This is a genomic window from Caballeronia sp. NCF2 (assembly GCF_023631205.1).
In the GTDB taxonomy this organism is placed as follows: domain Bacteria; phylum Pseudomonadota; class Gammaproteobacteria; order Burkholderiales; family Burkholderiaceae; genus Caballeronia; species Caballeronia zhejiangensis.
Map to the genome: position 1 here is coordinate 41581 of NZ_JALQDN010000086.1, position 16044 is coordinate 57624.

Below are 16044 nucleotides of genomic sequence, written 5' to 3' on the forward strand. Positions count from 1 at the left end.
ACCGAAGCCGTGCCTAGACTGACGGTCACGCAATCGCCGATTGCGCTCTCAGGGAGTTCGATATGCTGAAGACTTACTCGCCGCTGGAACACCTCGCCGCGTTCGCGATCGTTTTTGTTACCGGCTTGATTTCGGCCACGGCCGTTTGCGCATATATCGATGAGATCCGGCGCGACGCCCAGCAAGGCGCGTCAGCCGGGCACTAGCCGAGCCTTCCATCCGGCGGAACCATGCCCATTCCAACATCACCGTTCCGGCTGAGCTGCGTGGACTGCGGCTGCAAGCAGATCGTCGTACCGCGCAGCGATGCCATCGCCGTTGGTGGCGCGTGCCCGAGTTGCGGCAGCGAAGCCGTAAAACGAAGTCCGGCAACGCCGCTGGAAAGCGCGGGCGCCACACTCGCCGATACCTTGCGCACAAAGGTTTTTCGTTGGACCGGCTGAATGCCTTATCCGCCGTTTTGATTGTATCCGCTGTATTCGGCTCACTCGCTCAATGGTCAGAAACAGACTCATGTCCACACGGTCTTCGTCTCAGTTGAATTTCGTTGTTGCCCCTTCGCACGCGGCGGCGCTCGAAATCGCATCCGGCAGTCTTTCCGATGCCGATTGCATCATGACGATGCGTTCGGTGCTCTCCCGTTACGCCGCTTTCGATGCCAACGCCCGCGCGAGCATGTATCTGCAACGCGTGGTGAGCGTCGGCTTCGGTGAACTGACGCTTGCGGATCAGATCTTCGTGGCGGATGCGGCGGCGGCGCCGGGCCTGCTCGCCGTGCTGCTTGAGTCATTCGAAAGTTGCGACGCGCGCGTGCGCTTCGCTGGCGAACGCGCCACGGACGGCGCGCAGTGCGCAATCCATCTAGAAGATGCGCACGTGTGGATGAACGAAGACGATGACCGCTGGTACGCATCCAATCTCATCGAATCCGACGAGCCATGGCCCGCTTCAGCTAGCGACGACATCGAAGTAACCGACGAGATCGACGAGATCGGTGCGGTCTGTGAAGTCATGCCGGAGCAAGCCACCGGACGCGCCCGTTCTCCCGGCCGCTATCGCGCGGCGCGCGCAGATGCCAGTGTCGGCAGTATCAGGCGGCGCATCGAGGCGGTATTCGGTCTGCCGGAAGGCTCGGTCGACCTGTGCGGACCCAACGGCCGCGCGCTGCGTGCCGATGCGCGTATCGCGACGCTGCGGCGCCGCTGGAGCGTCTGATGCGCCGCAAATCTGACGCATTTCCTCGACACGCCTGCTAACCGACGCCTCCATGCACGATCCTGTTTTCTTCTTCACCGAACTCGATGAAAGCCGGCGCCCCAAGGGAAGTCGCGATCCGGTCGGGCTGGAACCCATCTGGTCGCAGGCCGGCCGCAAGCTAGTCGGGAATCTCACGACGGTTACGCGCAGTCTGGACAATTTCATTCTGACGCTGCTCGGCTTCGCGGTCGCCGCACGCGGCAGCGGCGGCCAGACCAATGGAGTCGAGCCGGACAGTCCCTTGTTCTATTTGCGCTTCGAGCGTTTCGAGCAACTCGCTGCGTGGGGCCGCGTTGCCTTCGAACGTTCGGACGTGATCGGCACGCGCATGATTGCCGCGCGCAACGATGCGCGCAATGGAGGCACGGTCGCGATCGGTGCTGGCGCCGCCGCGAGGATTCTCGGCGATCAACGTCGCTCGGGTCTGTGGGGTTTGTATTCGAGCGCCCTGATGGGCACGAAACTCATCGACACGAAGCGCAAGCTCACGCCGCAAGGATTTCGCCTCGTCAAACCGTTCCTTGATCGCTATCTGTCTCCCGCCATGGGCACGCTGCGCGCATGCATGGATAACCCGGCGCTCACGATCGACGTCGATCCGGCCACACTCGATGTCGGTCCGCTGCTCGACTCGCACGGACGCGACGAACTGGCCGCGCACCTGCTGCGTGACGGCGATGGCGACATGCAGCAGGCCATCTACGAGCAAGTTCGCAGCCCGAATTTCGCGCAGATCGAAAAGGTCGGCGTGCTTTTCAGAACGCTCGCGTCCGATCCGGCTTCCCAACCGAAGCTCGCGGCGTATGCGCGCAATGTCATCCAGCTCGAGCGGATGCTCGTCGTGGTGGCTGCGGCATTCGACTTTCTACTCGGACCGCAGCTGAGGTCATTGAAGCAGGTCGTGCAGCGGTTCGTCGACGCGGGATGGGGCGAACCTTCGGTCTGGAGCGCGCTAACGCCGCCGGAAAACGAGTTCCGGCGCATCTTCACCGGCGTCTGGCAACGACGCGTGGATCAGTTGTACCGGGTCGTCGGACATCTTCATGCGGGAGCCATCGCGGAGTTCATTTATGCGCTGCTCGACTTTCACGCCGGAATCATGCGCGAACGAGGCGGCCCGGCGTGGGTGTATATCGATGAAAGCGGTGCCATGCGCGGCATCATGGGCGAACAGCGTGCGTTGCCCGAACCGCGATCGCTGCTCGGGCGATGGAGCAACGACTATTTCATCGGCGCGTTCATTTCGCTGTTGCGCAGCACATCCGCGCACGCGGCAAGCGTCGATCACGAGGTGGCGGCATGACGAACTTTCGCACGCTTGAACACGGATTTCGTGAAGCCATCGCTGGCGCGCACATCACGCACGCGCTCTTTACCACCTTCGCGTTCGAAACGGATTTCTTCGAGGCGAACATCGTTCCACTGCTGCTCGATTCGTCCGAAGCGTTGTCATCGCACGAAGGCGTGCGTCGGCTTCAATTGAACGAGAAGCTGTGTGCCATGCCGGACGGCGAGCGGCCGGAGATCGAAGTTTTCATCGATGCGAACGCCGGGGATCGCGCCGTTCCGTGGGTGCCGTATCAACTGCACGCCGTGCGGCTGGGAAATGCGTTTCACGGCAAGGTCATCTTTCTGCGACTGGAACGCCGCGAGAACGGCCGCAAGCGCGTGGAATGGGTGCTCGGTTGCGGTTCGGCAAACCTGACTCTGAAGGGCTGGTGGGAAAACATCGAGGCCTGGCATTTCACACAGCCGTTTCGCGCCAGCGCCGTCCCGGCCGATATCTTCGGCGATCTGAACCTCATGCTCGACTGGCTTCGCGATGTGTCGCCGAATCGCCGTCATCCGGTACTGGATGCGTGGCAAGCGGAATCGCCCGCTCCGTCGAAGGCGAAGTCGGGGCAGCGCTTCGTGGCGCTGCTGGGGCGCGAGACGAACCGCTTCACGCGCCGCCTGAGTACGTTGTCGCGCGCGCCCGCAGGCACGCATGCGCTCGAGGTCGTGTCGCCGTTTTTCTGCAAGGACGATCACGTGGCTTTCGCGGAAGCTGTGCGCGATTCGCTCGGCTGCCGGGAGCTCAGAGTCTGGTTGCCCATCGATGTGTGGCGCGACCGTGAAGGTCTGTTGACGAAGGCCCAGTTCGATTCGCTCGGCGGTTCGGAAACGGTGCGCTGGGCGGCGCTCGCACGCCAGTCCGCGCTGCGCGAACGATGTACGCCAGCGTCGATCGAAAACAAGACGCCGCGCACGACGCACGCCAAAGTGATCCGGATGCCGGGTGTCTTCACGTTCATCGGCTCGGTGAACTTCAGCCGAGCCGCTTTCGATCTCAACTTCGAAGCGGGCTTCATTTTCGCCGACACGGACGAGAACCACGCGTGGCTCGAACCCTCCGACGAGGTGCCGGCGGCGTTCGCCGTGGGTCTGTGTGCGCCAGGCGAAAGCCCGGAGGCGTCGCCCAGCGGGCCGGTTTTTGACGTGACCTTCGACTGGGACGGCAGCGTTCTGACCGTGCTGCCGCCGAAGCATCCCGAACAGGCTTATGCAAACGCAGCGCTTTCGTGGCGCGATACCCTCACGCAGACTAGGTATGCGCTCGTTCCGGGCCAGGCAATGTCGATTCCGGCGCTCGCCGCGAATTTCGCCGTGCAACCGGTGATCGAAATCGACTGGCGAGTCGATGCATCCGCGAGCGGCACCGTGACCCTTTCGGTTCATCAGGAGAACCTCGACTTGCGGCCGGTGCCGCCGGAACTCAAGCTCGATGTCTGGAGCATGATCGATCTCTGGCGCAGCACCAGGGGCGCGCGGATCGGTGCGGGCGACGTGTGGCCGCGCGTCATCGAGCGCATTGAGTTGCAGCAGAACGTATCGCCCGATGCACCTGCGCATGCACCGGCACGCGAAGATTTGTTCGAGCGCATGACGCACATCCACGGCGCATTCCAGCAATTGCGCGACCAAATGCGCTCGCGGGGAGCAGGACGCGACGGCACGCCGGCACAGCAGAAACGCGCGCGCTATTACCTTTGCACCGACCGGACCGATTCGTTCAAGACCATGCTCGCCCGAATGATGTCGGAGGAGGGCAACGAGGAGTTCGACGAAATCGAAAGCTGGGTCGTGCTGCACTGGATCAAATTGATCGCGGACGAACACGCGGGGATCGGTGACGACGTGGCGCGCGGCGCGAGCGAGCTGATCGAAACGCTTCGCACCACCCGCCTGCGCGATCTTCCGCAAGACAAGCTCGACTGGCTCAGCGACGCTTTTCTGGGCGATCCCGATCAGGTCGAGACGGCCACGAACGACATCCGGCCGAAATCCGTCGAGGTTGCATCATGAATGACAAGCCGACACATCAGTCCGTGGCCTTTTTGCGCGAGCAGCATTTCTGGTCGCGTTCGCGCGCCGCTCAGATACTCGACCTGTCCGGCGGCGATCCGGATCTTGGTTCGCTGGGCGAAAGTCAGCTTCGCGGGGCGCTCGCGCTGCATTCCATGCTGTTGCGTCACGGGACCGCGTATCTCGCCGACGAAGTCGGGATGGGCAAAACCTACGTCGCGCTGGCCGTCATCGCTTTATTGCGTTGCTACAAGCCGGATTTGCGCGTGCTGTACGTCACGCCGTCGCGCAATGTCCGGGAAAAGTGGGCGAGACGCGAGTGCGCCGCCATGAACCGCTTGCTCGACCGGCAGCTTTCTAAATCGCTGGATGCATCGCGGCAGCCGAAGTCTTTCCGGCATGGCTGGGCATTCACGCCGCGTGAGGCGAGCACCGTCCTGGATCTCGTGAGTGCCCACGACCCCGCGCGAAAAGACGTCTTCATCTCGTATTCGGCGTTCAGTTTCCAACTCGACGACGATGTGAGCAAATGGGCGAAGTCGCTGAAGAATTGGCCCGGTGCGGATCAGTGGTCCGGCATCGCGGATAAAAGCGCGATGAAGGAAGCCGTGGCGCGCTGCACGTACGAGAAGATCCGCGAACATGGCTACGATCTTCTCGTGTTCGACGAAGCGCATCTGCTGCGATCGACATCGTCGGATCGCGCCAGATTCATCAAGCTGGCATTGCGCGGGCCGGAACACGAGCCGGTCTATCGCGGTGCGCTGTTGTTGTCGGCCACGCCATTCGATCGCGATCTCGGTCAATTGCGCGCGCAACTCGCGATCGCGGAGCCTCGCGCGGGGCAATTGCTGGATCGCCTGCATGGATTGAAGCCGCGCGACGAAAACGGTTCGCGCGACTGGAGCGATGTGCAGCGCGCACTCGCCATTTTCATGGTTCGCCGCTCTCACGCGCTCGGATGCGGCGATGGTCAGGCGCGCTCGCGGAATCAATATCGCGTCGAATATCGCCGTGCGGCGGCGATCGGTTTGCGTCAGCCCGCCGCGCCGGAGAGTTTGCAGGAACGATCGGATCGCTTGCTGCAACGTCTCTACACGGCCGTCGTGCAAAAAAGGCTGGTGGAGTCCGAAGAAGCCACCACCTTTCCGCTCGCCATGTTTTCATCGTGGGAGTCGTATTCGCCCAGGCGCTCGACCGGCGCCGCGAAAGAACCGGCCACCGAAATGCTCGATGTGCGCGGCGATGCCGCCAACAGCGGCGCGGAGCTCTCTAAAGATGCCAGTCTGCTGACAGCGCTGTCGGAGTCGTGGTGCAAGCGCTTCCCGCACGATGAGCCACCTCATCCGAAGCTTGAGCGCGAAGCGCGGCGTATTGCACAGGCCGCATTCGGCGCGGGCGAAAAGCAACTCGTCTTCGTGCGGCGTATCCGAAGCATCTCCGATCTGAAGGCGCGTATCGACGGCGCTTATGATGCGTGGCTCGCCGGGATGCTTTACCCGGAAACCGGTGTGCCGCAAGAGACATGGCGATGCTTCGGGCGTGACCGGAAACCGCGCGCGGCGGAGGAAAGCGTCGCTGCGCGCACGACAGCACCGGACGGACGCGACGAAGTATTACCCGCTTCGTTCGAAAATCTGTTCTGCTGGTTTTTTCGTGGCAAGACGGACAAAGCTGGCGAGCGACTCGCGGATGCATCCGGCCGGCCGACGCCCGAGCGTTTGCGCGAAGAGCTTACGACGCAGACGAACTGGCGCTCGCTGCTCGGTGAAAGCGACTGGCGCCGTCTGCTCAAAGACTGGCTCGGCGATATCGACCAAGATCAATACGGCGAACTGGCCCGCATCGCGAGCGAGTTCAGCCGGACTTCGCAGCGCACGCGCCTCGACAATTTCCGGCAACTGCAGATTGCGTGGCTCATCATGCGGCAGCGCGCCTGGCCGGAAGATTCCTTGCAGGGCAAGGCTTGTTCGCTGCTGATCGCCTGGTCGGCCAAGGCGTATGCGAGCGGCGACAATCACGGGCTCGCCGAAATCGATACGGCCATCGCCCGCGACACACTCGGCGCGCCGACGCTGATGAGCGGATTCGGCGCGCATGACGGACTGCTCGACGCGCTGTGGCCGCTTTGCACAACGCTGCTCGGCGCGTTGCGCGAAGGCCGCGCCGACGAAGATCTTCTGGCGGAATTCGATCTGTATCGAGAGGTGCTTTTCGCGGTGACGCGGCTGGATCATCCGTTTATCGACTTATGGTTGTCCTGTTCCACCGGCTCCGAATCGGATCGCCGGCTGGCGGTGGAGGAGCAAGTGCGCTCGTTCAGCCAGCGCGTGGCGGCACAGTCGAAAGACCGCGAGTCGTTCAACAGTTACCGGGTGTTCCGGCAACTCGCGCAAGGCTGGACTTACTTGCGCAAGACCAATCTGAGCGATATCGGAACCAGCGTTGACCGGCAGGCATGGCGCAGGGCGATCGCGCAGCGGATTACCTCGCTCGAACCGGTCGAATGGGCGAGCGGCCAGAATGCGGTCTCGCGGCCCGATATCGCGTGGCGCTTTCGCATGCCGGGCTATCCGATGGTTCTCGTTTCTACCAGCGTTTTTCAGGAAGGCGAGGATCTGCATACCTACTGTCGTCACGTCACGCACTTCGGCATCTCGGGCAGCCCGATTGGGATCGAGCAGAAAAACGGACGGGTAGATCGTGTGGGGTCCCAATCGCAGCGGCTGCTGAACGAGCGCTTCGCCGCCAGCGACGATGCGCTGCGTGATCGCGGCATCGGCATTCGCTTTCCTCATGTGACGGAAAGCCTCGAATGGCTGCAGATCCGCGATCTTTCCATGCGCCTGAATGACTACCAGCGCTCGCTGCATCGTATGGAGGAAATTCGCGAGCAGGATAGTCCCGACATGAAGACGGCCTTGCTCGACAACAACGATATCCCCGAACAATTGTCCGATGCGCTGACCTCGCCATTCGAGCCACGTCTGGCGACATGGCAGGAGATCTAGTGCGCCGTCTGACGAGATAAGTCGATACCCCGACCATCCGGCGGCCATGGTACACAGGACATGGAAAAGGAAAAGGAATGGTAGTCGATGGCACGGGCAATCTGTCCAGCCTGAAGATCGAGCTGGCGCGCAATGCTGACTGGAAGGTCCAGGCGTACGCAGCGGTCGTGGCGGCGCTCATCCGCGACAATGTTGTCCCGAAGCGCGGGCTCGCGATTTCGCTTAAGAGCAGGCTTGCAGTGGAAATCGCCCATTCTTTTGCCGGCGACGATTGGGCAGGCTATGGCGCGCATCAGCGTGCGATGCTCGCGGACAAGTATGAGGCAATCGCCAAGCGGATCGCTGAGAAATCAGTCGCGGTCTACATACAAGCGCCACAGCGAGGACTGGACTTTCGCGCGGTGGTCTCAGGGTCGCTCACCGAAGGGCAGGCGTGCGTGCGTGATTGGCTGACTCGGTTGGGCGTAACGAGTCAGAACACGCTGTTTGAGGTATTTGGCTTCACCCCGCCATATCGAAAGAAACCGGCTGCGCTTGAAGACAAGGACTCGGCTGGGGTCTCGGGCGACGTGCGCCTGATGGCTACAATCCGCGGCGATTTGTACGAAAAGCTTCTCGAGCGCGCGGCGCGCGAGAACGCGACTGTCGACGTGTTGGTGGAGCAGTGGATTGACAGCTTTTCTAACTGAGAGCACGTTCGCAGTATGGAGAATGACCACGTAAAAGCCGCGTCCGACCGTCACAAGCGCGAGATTCGGCTCGTGATGCATCACCTGGAGGGATACTGTGCCGCCTTCTACGGCGCAAACAGATCGGGCGGGAAATCGACGGCGTTGCACCCGGCCGGAGGATTCTCCTCGTCACCCACTGCTTTTTAACGGATCAACCGGGCTTCACTGATTGCTGGATCGGCCGGCACATTGTCAAGTTCGCTGGTAAGTTCCGGGAAGTTGTCATGCGCCCGGACGACGGGCAGACGCGGAGACGATGGATCACATCTGACAGGTTCGGCTCCCGCGTTCGCCGCCTCACTCGATCGCCGCGGACTTATCAGCCGCCTGTCTTAGCTGGGCACAAAAAACGAGCCCGGGTGAGGATTCGTTGAGATAGTGCACGGTTAGACCAGCACGTTGTCCATCAAGGTCTGGCGCAGTTCCCGGACTACGTTGGTCCTGGCTGTCCAGTCCTCGCATACCGTATGCATCCCAGCCTGGCGATACGCCGGCCAGATCACGACGTCGCCCAGACCGTTGCCTTGCAACAGCGCGTGCAGTTCTGACACGACCAACAGCATCTTGAGTCCGCCGTGCGGATCGTCCGCCGTAGTTCGCCGCTGCGCCCGTCAGAGGCGCGCTGAACCTCCGACGCTACTTCAAGGTTGCCGCGCGAGTACCTAGGTGGCTCGGCCCTTCCAGCCATACAACAAGCCGATCTAGGACGTCGACGGACACGGCGGACGGTCGTGGAAGTCGCCAATAGCAGGCGGATCCGCGATACCGCAGTTGACCCATCGGTGCGTCAGTACCGGATCGTTAGCGGTTCTGGGAAGAATTGAGTGATGGGATAGGTGCTCTCAGGCGTGAATGCAGACGGTATCGTCGAACCGTACGGGGTGCACTCACTTGAGTTTGGGCTTTGTCGCACCGACGCGGCTGCCGCCGGCGCGGACCATGCGTCGGCTGCGACGTAGACCACGACATCAGCGCCCTGCCTGACGGCCATGGAAGGACGGGGTCCGTCGTAATACACAATGATGGGGGACCCGCTACAATTTGGGCCTGTGTACGGTATGAAAGCTGTATCGGCCCATTGGAATTGCGAAGCAGAATACTGGCTGTAGTCTGCAGTTGCCTGACGGCGCACCGCAACGAAAGTCAGAGCACCGTTGATCGTGAGATACACTCCGGGTTCGCTCCGGAACGTCTCAATCGGTCCCACCACTTTGCCCTGAGCATCGAATAACCTAGGAACCCGTCGATCGTCGGGTCGGTGCCCACCGCGACCCATATCGTCGGCAAACGACAAGCTCGAGAATAAGAGAAGCAAAACAACAAATGATCGCGAACGCATTTGATCCTCCTGCAGCTACGCGCTGAATTGTTTTGCACCATTGGGGGTTCAGCGGGCGCAATTAGGGCAGTGGGTTTCACCTGTACCAAGACTTTGGTAAGGCTATCGTAGGCTGCGAACGCCACGTATTCAAGCGAGATATCGGGCCGCCAACTCGGCGACGGAATGACGGCCAGCACGTACTACGCGAGGCGCTGTCGGACTAGCTCGAATCTCTTGCTGAGAGTTGGCAGCGCTGCCTGCGGCGGATTCGGATGCCCTTGACGCGCAGCGGACTGACCTATGGCGATTGTCGAAGAACGCTTGGAGGGTAGGGCGATGATCAACATACGTCCAAATGACTATGTTCCAATCCCAAGCATGTCGCACCGCGACCATCATGCCTTACCGCAGAAATTTCTGAAAAGCGACTGGACTGCTGACATGCAGCTAAGGAGACGCGGCCGGGACGCGTATTACGCGCAGCAGTCGATCGGCGCGTGGCACTTCGACTTCAAAAGCGCCGCAGTTTATTTACTCGCTGCATCAGCAGACACCTCTTTGTGAGGCGCGCACCGAGAACTTTCTTCGCGGGCACGACGTCGACTGCATTTGGGACTGAGTCAGGCGCCGGCGGTGCCCCGTCTGCTGGCAAGGGACATCTTATGACGCTGACCGGCCAGTTTCAGCATTTCGTTCGTAGCAAAAGTCGGCCACTTGAGCGGCCGCTCCTCCCGCGAAAGCCGCCGTATATTGCGCGTGACGTCTAGTCCATTGCCGCCGTAAGCCGGCCCCGTTTGAATATAGGTTTGCTTACGGCCTCCGTTTTCTCTGCGCACTGAGCCGACATTCCTCCGGACGGCGGCGATGGATAGCACTTCATTGCTCACTTGTAGCGGGATCAGACTGCTAACGACGCGGGTGCCAATTTCAAGTACGACACTCTCTGCACCATCCCGTGCATGGATGCGGCGACGCTGCTGAGCGTGCGACCAAAAAAGCGGTTTTTGACAATCAGCCAATCATCGCGCGAACAAGTAGCCCGCCTGAATTGCTGGACCAAGCCGCGTAGCACGGCTTGGATCAGCCGTGCGTTCGCAGCGATGGGAACGTGCTATGCTGACCAATGTGTCACGTAGGAGGTTACACCCATGTCTGAGTCAGTACCCTTGGAGGTAGCGCATTCCCTTCGCGAAGCCCGACATCCGGGCAGCGTTCTGAAGGATTTTGTGCTGCCGTGTCTGGATCTCTCGGTAAGCCAGGCGGCTCGAGATCTGGGTGTGTCTCGTCAAACCTTACATCGGATCTTCGACGCGAGCGCAAGCGTTACACCAGAAATGGCGGTGAGGCTTGAAGCGTTATGCGGAATCTCGGCCATGTTTTGGCTCGAACTGCAGTGTGCGTACGAGTTAGGCAACGCCCGCTCATCGCTGGCGCAATTGTTACCCCATATTCCTCAATACCGTATCCCGAATAAAGTGATGAAGAAGCTCGGAGCGACCGATGGACGCTAACACCCTTGATTCGACCTACGCAGAAACCGGGGTGCCCGGCTTGGATGACATCCTTGCCGGTGGCTTAAGCAGGGGCAACGTGTTTTTGCTTGAAGGAAGCCCTGGCACCGGCAAGACGACGATAGCGCTTCGTTTCCTAATGGCTGGCGCAGAATTGGGCGAACCCTGCCTGTACATTACGTTATCGGAAACGACGTCCGAACTACGACGGAGCTCACTGTCACATGGGTGGACGCTCGCAGACGAGATAAGCATCTTTGAAGTTAGCCCATCGGAGAACCTGCTGGACCCGGAACAACAGCAGACGCTCCTCTATTCGTCCGACCTTGAGTTGGGCGAGACGACGCGCGCCATCCTTGAAGAGTTCGAGCGGAATCGGCCCATGCGAGTCGTGATCGACAGCCTCTCGGAGATTCGTCTGCTTGCGCAGAGTTCGTTGCGCTATCGTAGACAAATCCTTGCGTTTAAACATTATTTCGCAGGTCGCGATGCGACCGTCTTGCTGCTCGACGATATGACATCCGAAGCTGCCGACAAAACGGTGCATAGCGTGGCTCATGGTGTCATCAAGTTGGAGGAACTATCGCCACAATACGGTGCGGAGAGGCGACGTCTTAGGGTGCTCAAGTACCGAGGACAGAAATTTCGGGGTGGCTATCATGACTTCGCAATCAAGAAGGGGGGTGTAGCAGTCTACCCACGATTGGTGTCCGGTGAACATCGCACCAGCTTCGCGCGAACTCAGATGACAAGCGATGTCGCGGAGTTGGATGCTTTGCTTGGTGGCGGGGTAGAGCAGGGCTCTAGTACCCTCATTCTTGGCCCTGCTGGGACCGGGAAAAGCTTGTTCGCCATCCAATTCGTTGCGGCCGCTGTGCGGCGAGGCGAGAAAGCGGCGATGTTCGTGTTCGACGAAGAGCTCGGGTTACTGTTTGATCGGGTCCGCACTATGGGAATCGATCTTCAAGCCATGAAAGAGTTGGGCAACCTCCATATCGAACAACTGGATGCTGCTGAATTGTCACCCGGCGAATTCGCTCACCGAGTGCGAGCCAGCGTCGACGGGATGCAGGCAAAAACGGTTGTCATCGATAGTCTAAACGGCTACCAGGCGGCCATGCCTGAGGAGAATGCGCTCGTACTGCATATACACGAACTGCTCCAATATCTTAACCGGCAGGGCGCAAATACGTTCTTGACAGTCGCACAACATGGTCTAGTTGGGGATATGAAAGCGCCGGTAGACGTGACGTACTTGGCAGACACCGTGATCCTTCTTCGCTATTTCGAGGCGCTAGGTCGCGTCCGCCGTGCAGTATCCGTCATCAAGAAGCGCACGGGTGCACATGAAGAGTCGATCCGCGAGTTTCGTATCAGTTCCAAAGGGCTGACGCTTGGAGGCCCACTAGACGAGTTCCAGGGTGTGTTGCGTGGAGTACCGACCTTTGTGGGGAATTCCGCGCCGCTTCTCACGCCGAAACAGGACTAGCCGTCGGATGTCAGAGATCGAACACTGTCCGGCCCTCATTCTCACGCCGTCTGGACGCGACCTAAGCGTAGCTCAAGAGCTTTTAACTGCAACTGGAGTCCAATCCAGAGCCCGTGCCGACATGGGGCACCTATGTGCCGGACTGAGCGACGATATTTGTTGCGCAATCATTGCCGACGAGGCGTTAAATGGCACTGATATCACCGCGCTGACACAGTGGATAGAAGCACAGCCCCCATGGTCCGACTTACCGTTTATCGTTTTAACGCGTCGAATCGGCACTACCGATCGCAGGCTTGTGGCCGAGCGGCTGACTAAAGCGCTTGGAAACGTGACGTTCATTGAGCGACCGTTTCACCCAACCACCTTCGTAAGCGTTGTGGAGACTGCGGTACGTGGCCGACGTCGCCAGTTTGAGGCTCGGGCCCGGATCCAGGAGTTGCATGAAGGGGAGCTGCGCCTACGCACAGCTTTAACCGCTGGGCAGCTCGGTTCGTGGACTTTAGACCTGGATACTTTGACGCTGACAGCATCAACAACCTGCAAGGCGATTTTTGGACGTAGTGAGGACGAGAGTTTCACCTATGAGCACCTTATCGCCAGTGTCCACCCAGACGATCGACCGAGAATGCAAGCTGCGGTGAAAAACAGCGTCCAGACGGGCTGTGATTATGTGATTGAATATCGCGTCGTCGTACCTGATGGATCAATTCGGTGGGTCGACATCCGTGCACGTATAGTGCTTGATAGTCGTGAAAAGGCGTCTCGGCTGGTCGGTGTATCTTCTGACATCACTGCGCGCAAGACAGCGGAAGATCAACTGCGTCGAGTCAATGAGACGCTTGAAGCGAAAGTCATGGAGCGAACGGCCGAACTCCAGAATGCCCATCGTACTGTGCTCGAGGAAATTCAACAGCGCGAAGACACCGAGAAGTTGTTAAGGCAGATTCAGAAACTCGAGATGATCGGGCAGTTGACTGGCGGCATCGCGCACGATTTCAACAATCTTCTCATGGCCATCATGGCGAATCTGGAGCTTGTGCGAAAAGAAGTGCCCTCACATGAACGCGTCGGCCGATTAGTGGATGGCGCGTTCAAGGGCGCGCAACGAGGTGCCGCACTGACGCAACGGCTTCTTGCGTTCGCGCGCCAGCAAGTGCTCAAGGTTGAGCCCGTGCAGATGTCGGGGTTAGTGTCTGGAATGACCGACCTGCTCGAGCGATCGCTCACCTCGGTAATCGAGCTGAGAGTGAACGCGGTCGCCAATCTTCCATACACGATGGCCGATGCGAATCAGGTTGAACTGGCAATCTTGAACCTCGTTGTGAACGCCCGTGACGCTATGCCGGACGGCGGTATCATTGAGATTACAGTCGACACTTTGTATTTGAAGGGTGACAGTGAACTGGCGGATGGGGAATATGTTCGTGTAACAGTCGCCGATACTGGCACAGGTATGGATGCCGCAACGCTTGCTAAAGCCACTGAGCCGTTCTTCACGACGAAGGAATTGGGTAAAGGAACGGGACTTGGCTTATCCATGATTCATGGTCTAGTCCGCCAGTTGCACGGGGCGCTCCGTCTAGAAAGCGAATCAGGAAGCGGCACGCGAGCAACGATCTGGCTCCCGGCCGCTGACACACGTGCCATGTCCGTCATCCCGGAAGCGTTGCATAGTGACGCCCAGGAAAATACCCCGCAGTTACGGGCAACGGTGCTGGTTGTAGACGATGATCCGCTGATTTCCTCCAGCACGTCTTTCCTGCTGCAAGATCTGGGGCAAATCGTGATTGAAGTGAATTCGGGTCACGCCGCGCTTGAAGTTTTACGTAGCGATCGCGAGGTCGATGTGATGCTGACAGATTATTCGATGCCCAAAATGACTGGACTTGAACTGGCGAAGGCTGCTCAGTTGCTGAGGCCTTCCTTGCCGGTCATCCTTGCAACGGGTTATGCGGAATTGCCCGAGGGTACAGAGGCCGATCTCCCGAAATTGCGAAAGCCATATCAGCAAAGCCAGCTCCTTTCGGAGATTGCCAAGGCGGTGATGCCTAACCATTGAGGCACCTGGCTTACGGGGGTTGAAGGTATTTCCACCTTCGTCACCCCATCTACGAATGGCAGCATCGGCGCGACGTCGTATGGCCGCTCCAAGATCAGTATCGGCCATCCGCATCGCACTGGATCGAATGGCTCTTGAGGGTCGCGTCCGGCAGTTCGGGCGACAGTCACCGCACGCGAACGACGCTCGACCGGGGTGTTTGGCAATCAGCCAAGTCGCGACGATTCTTGCCTATCCCTCGACGCAACTAATGGTCTCTGCTGGTCGACCCCGGTAAAATTGCCGCTGGGCTCAGCGATGCTTGAGAGCGGCCTGCAAAGCGAACCGCAGGTCCTCAGCCGTTCGAAAAGTCTGCGCTCGTAAGTCGGATGCTGCGCGTCGGACGCGCCAGCAACTTACGCCGGGCGATCGCTTCGATGCGGGCAAACCCGTCCGCAAACACTCTCACCGTTCGAGCATCATCTGCACCGGGCGGGAGCCAGAAGAACGTCTCCAGACACTGGCGCGGTACGACGCATGTGACGGTCTCCCCGCGCCACTCGAGGACGAAGGTTACAGTCTGCTTATCTGCAGAGATCTGCGGTGCTGGCACAAGTACTTTCATGAACGGTGTTGCGATCACTGGATGAAGAGCAAAGGGCGCTGCGTGGCGACACGTTGGGGGCACGTCGATAATCTTCACCAGTCTACCCGGTGCTTTTCTTCGGTTTCCTGATGACGCCGATCGTCGTCGACATGCAAGTAGATGCTAGTCGTGGTCAGCGATGCGTGTCCGAGGTTGTCGCGAACCATGCGCAGGTCGACCTTGCTGTCGGCCATGTGGGAACCGGCGCTGTGCCGTAGCCAGTGGGCGGAAGCCTTCTCGAGCAAATCGGCCCGCGCGCTCGGCGCATCGTCTCGCTCACGAAGGCGCGCCGCGGCGCGCGCGAACACATCCTTCACGATGGCATGGAGCGCTGCGCGTGTGAGAGGCGCGCAGGACTCGGCGCGTTCGTTTGAGCTCGCGGCGCCGATCGGCAGAACGAGCGGCGTATCGTCGTTGGGCGAGGGTAGCGCGCTCAATCCGAGGTGCTGCCGATAGCGTGATAGCTCCATCATCATCTCACGCGTGGCGGGCACCAACCGTTGCTTGTCGCCCTTGCCCTGAACGGCAAGCCACCAGCGCAGGTTGCTGTCCCCATCGCGTCGCACGAAGAACTGGCCCATGGTGTTCGCGCCGACTTCCGCGATGCGCAGCCCACCGAGATAGAGCAGCGTGAACAGCCATCGGACGCGGTACGCGTGGGCTTTTTCGCGGTCCGTTTCCATAGGCATCGT

The 16044-nt window shown here is 60.0% G+C and carries 14 protein-coding genes; 11 read left to right on the forward strand and 3 right to left on the reverse strand.

Features of this window, described 5'->3' with window-relative positions; translation table 11 throughout:
- Window positions 1–62: 62 nt before the first annotated feature.
- The 7 genes from NCS02_RS32210 (at window position 63) to NCS02_RS32240 (ending at window position 8302) form a co-directional block, all read left to right on the forward strand.
- Window positions 63–206 carry a hypothetical protein gene (locus tag NCS02_RS32210; protein WP_250520372.1) on the forward strand — a complete coding sequence of 48 codons (144 nt, stop codon included), beginning with the start codon at window positions 63–65 and terminating at the stop codon, window positions 204–206.
- A gap of 24 nt (window positions 207–230) precedes the next feature.
- Window positions 231–443, forward strand: a complete 213-nt coding sequence (locus NCS02_RS32215) for a hypothetical protein (RefSeq protein WP_250520373.1) — start codon at window positions 231–233, stop codon at window positions 441–443.
- Window positions 444–513: 70 nt separating this feature from the next.
- Complete coding sequence (locus tag NCS02_RS32220; protein ID WP_250508229.1) at window positions 514–1215, forward strand: hypothetical protein; 702 nt, start codon at window positions 514–516, stop codon at window positions 1213–1215.
- Between the two features lie 52 nt (window positions 1216–1267).
- Window positions 1268–2560, forward strand: coding sequence for a hypothetical protein (locus tag NCS02_RS32225; RefSeq protein WP_250508230.1), 1293 nt, complete (start codon window positions 1268–1270; stop codon window positions 2558–2560).
- The gene (locus NCS02_RS32230; RefSeq protein WP_250508231.1) at window positions 2557–4602 is read left to right on the forward strand and encodes a phospholipase D-like domain-containing protein; all 2046 of its coding nucleotides are present in this window, start codon (window positions 2557–2559) and stop codon (window positions 4600–4602) included. Before NCS02_RS32225 ends, NCS02_RS32230 begins: the two co-directional genes overlap by 4 nt.
- Complete coding sequence (locus NCS02_RS32235) at window positions 4599–7613, forward strand: DEAD/DEAH box helicase family protein (protein ID WP_250508232.1); 3015 nt, start codon at window positions 4599–4601, stop codon at window positions 7611–7613. Before NCS02_RS32230 ends, NCS02_RS32235 begins: the two co-directional genes overlap by 4 nt.
- 77 nt (window positions 7614–7690) lie before the next feature.
- Complete coding sequence (locus NCS02_RS32240) at window positions 7691–8302, forward strand: hypothetical protein (RefSeq protein ID WP_239294608.1); 612 nt, start codon at window positions 7691–7693, stop codon at window positions 8300–8302.
- Between the two features lie 428 nt (window positions 8303–8730).
- Here NCS02_RS32240 and NCS02_RS32245 read toward each other — a convergent pair whose 3' ends face one another.
- Entirely contained in the window at window positions 8731–8907 is a 177-nt protein-coding gene (locus NCS02_RS32245; RefSeq protein WP_239294607.1) for a hypothetical protein, read from the reverse strand.
- A 1058-nt stretch (window positions 8908–9965) separates the two neighbouring features.
- Between NCS02_RS32245 and NCS02_RS32250 the strand changes: the two genes are divergently transcribed.
- The 4 genes from NCS02_RS32250 to NCS02_RS32265 all read left to right on the forward strand — a co-directional run bounded on the left by NCS02_RS32250 (window position 9966) and on the right by NCS02_RS32265 (window position 14727).
- Complete coding sequence (locus tag NCS02_RS32250; protein WP_250482584.1) at window positions 9966–10229, forward strand: hypothetical protein; 264 nt, start codon at window positions 9966–9968, stop codon at window positions 10227–10229.
- Between the two features lie 584 nt (window positions 10230–10813).
- Window positions 10814–11176 carry a HigA family addiction module antitoxin gene (locus NCS02_RS32255; RefSeq protein ID WP_250508233.1) on the forward strand — a complete coding sequence of 121 codons (363 nt, stop codon included), beginning with the start codon at window positions 10814–10816 and terminating at the stop codon, window positions 11174–11176.
- Window positions 11166–12665, forward strand: coding sequence for an ATPase domain-containing protein (locus NCS02_RS32260; protein WP_250508234.1), 1500 nt, complete (start codon window positions 11166–11168; stop codon window positions 12663–12665). Before NCS02_RS32255 ends, NCS02_RS32260 begins: the two co-directional genes overlap by 11 nt.
- Window positions 12666–12672: 7 nt before the next feature.
- On the forward strand, window positions 12673–14727 hold the full coding sequence (locus NCS02_RS32265; RefSeq protein ID WP_250508235.1) for a hybrid sensor histidine kinase/response regulator: 2055 nt from the start codon (window positions 12673–12675) through the stop codon (window positions 14725–14727).
- A 334-nt stretch (window positions 14728–15061) separates the two neighbouring features.
- Here NCS02_RS32265 and NCS02_RS32270 read toward each other — a convergent pair whose 3' ends face one another.
- The gene (locus tag NCS02_RS32270) at window positions 15062–15331 is read right to left on the reverse strand and encodes a DUF1488 family protein (RefSeq protein ID WP_239294601.1); all 270 of its coding nucleotides are present in this window, start codon (window positions 15329–15331) and stop codon (window positions 15062–15064) included.
- Between the two features lie 74 nt (window positions 15332–15405).
- Window positions 15406–16044 (reverse strand): tyrosine-type recombinase/integrase (locus NCS02_RS32275; protein WP_250523527.1); only part of this gene is annotated, 639 nt, incomplete at its 5' end.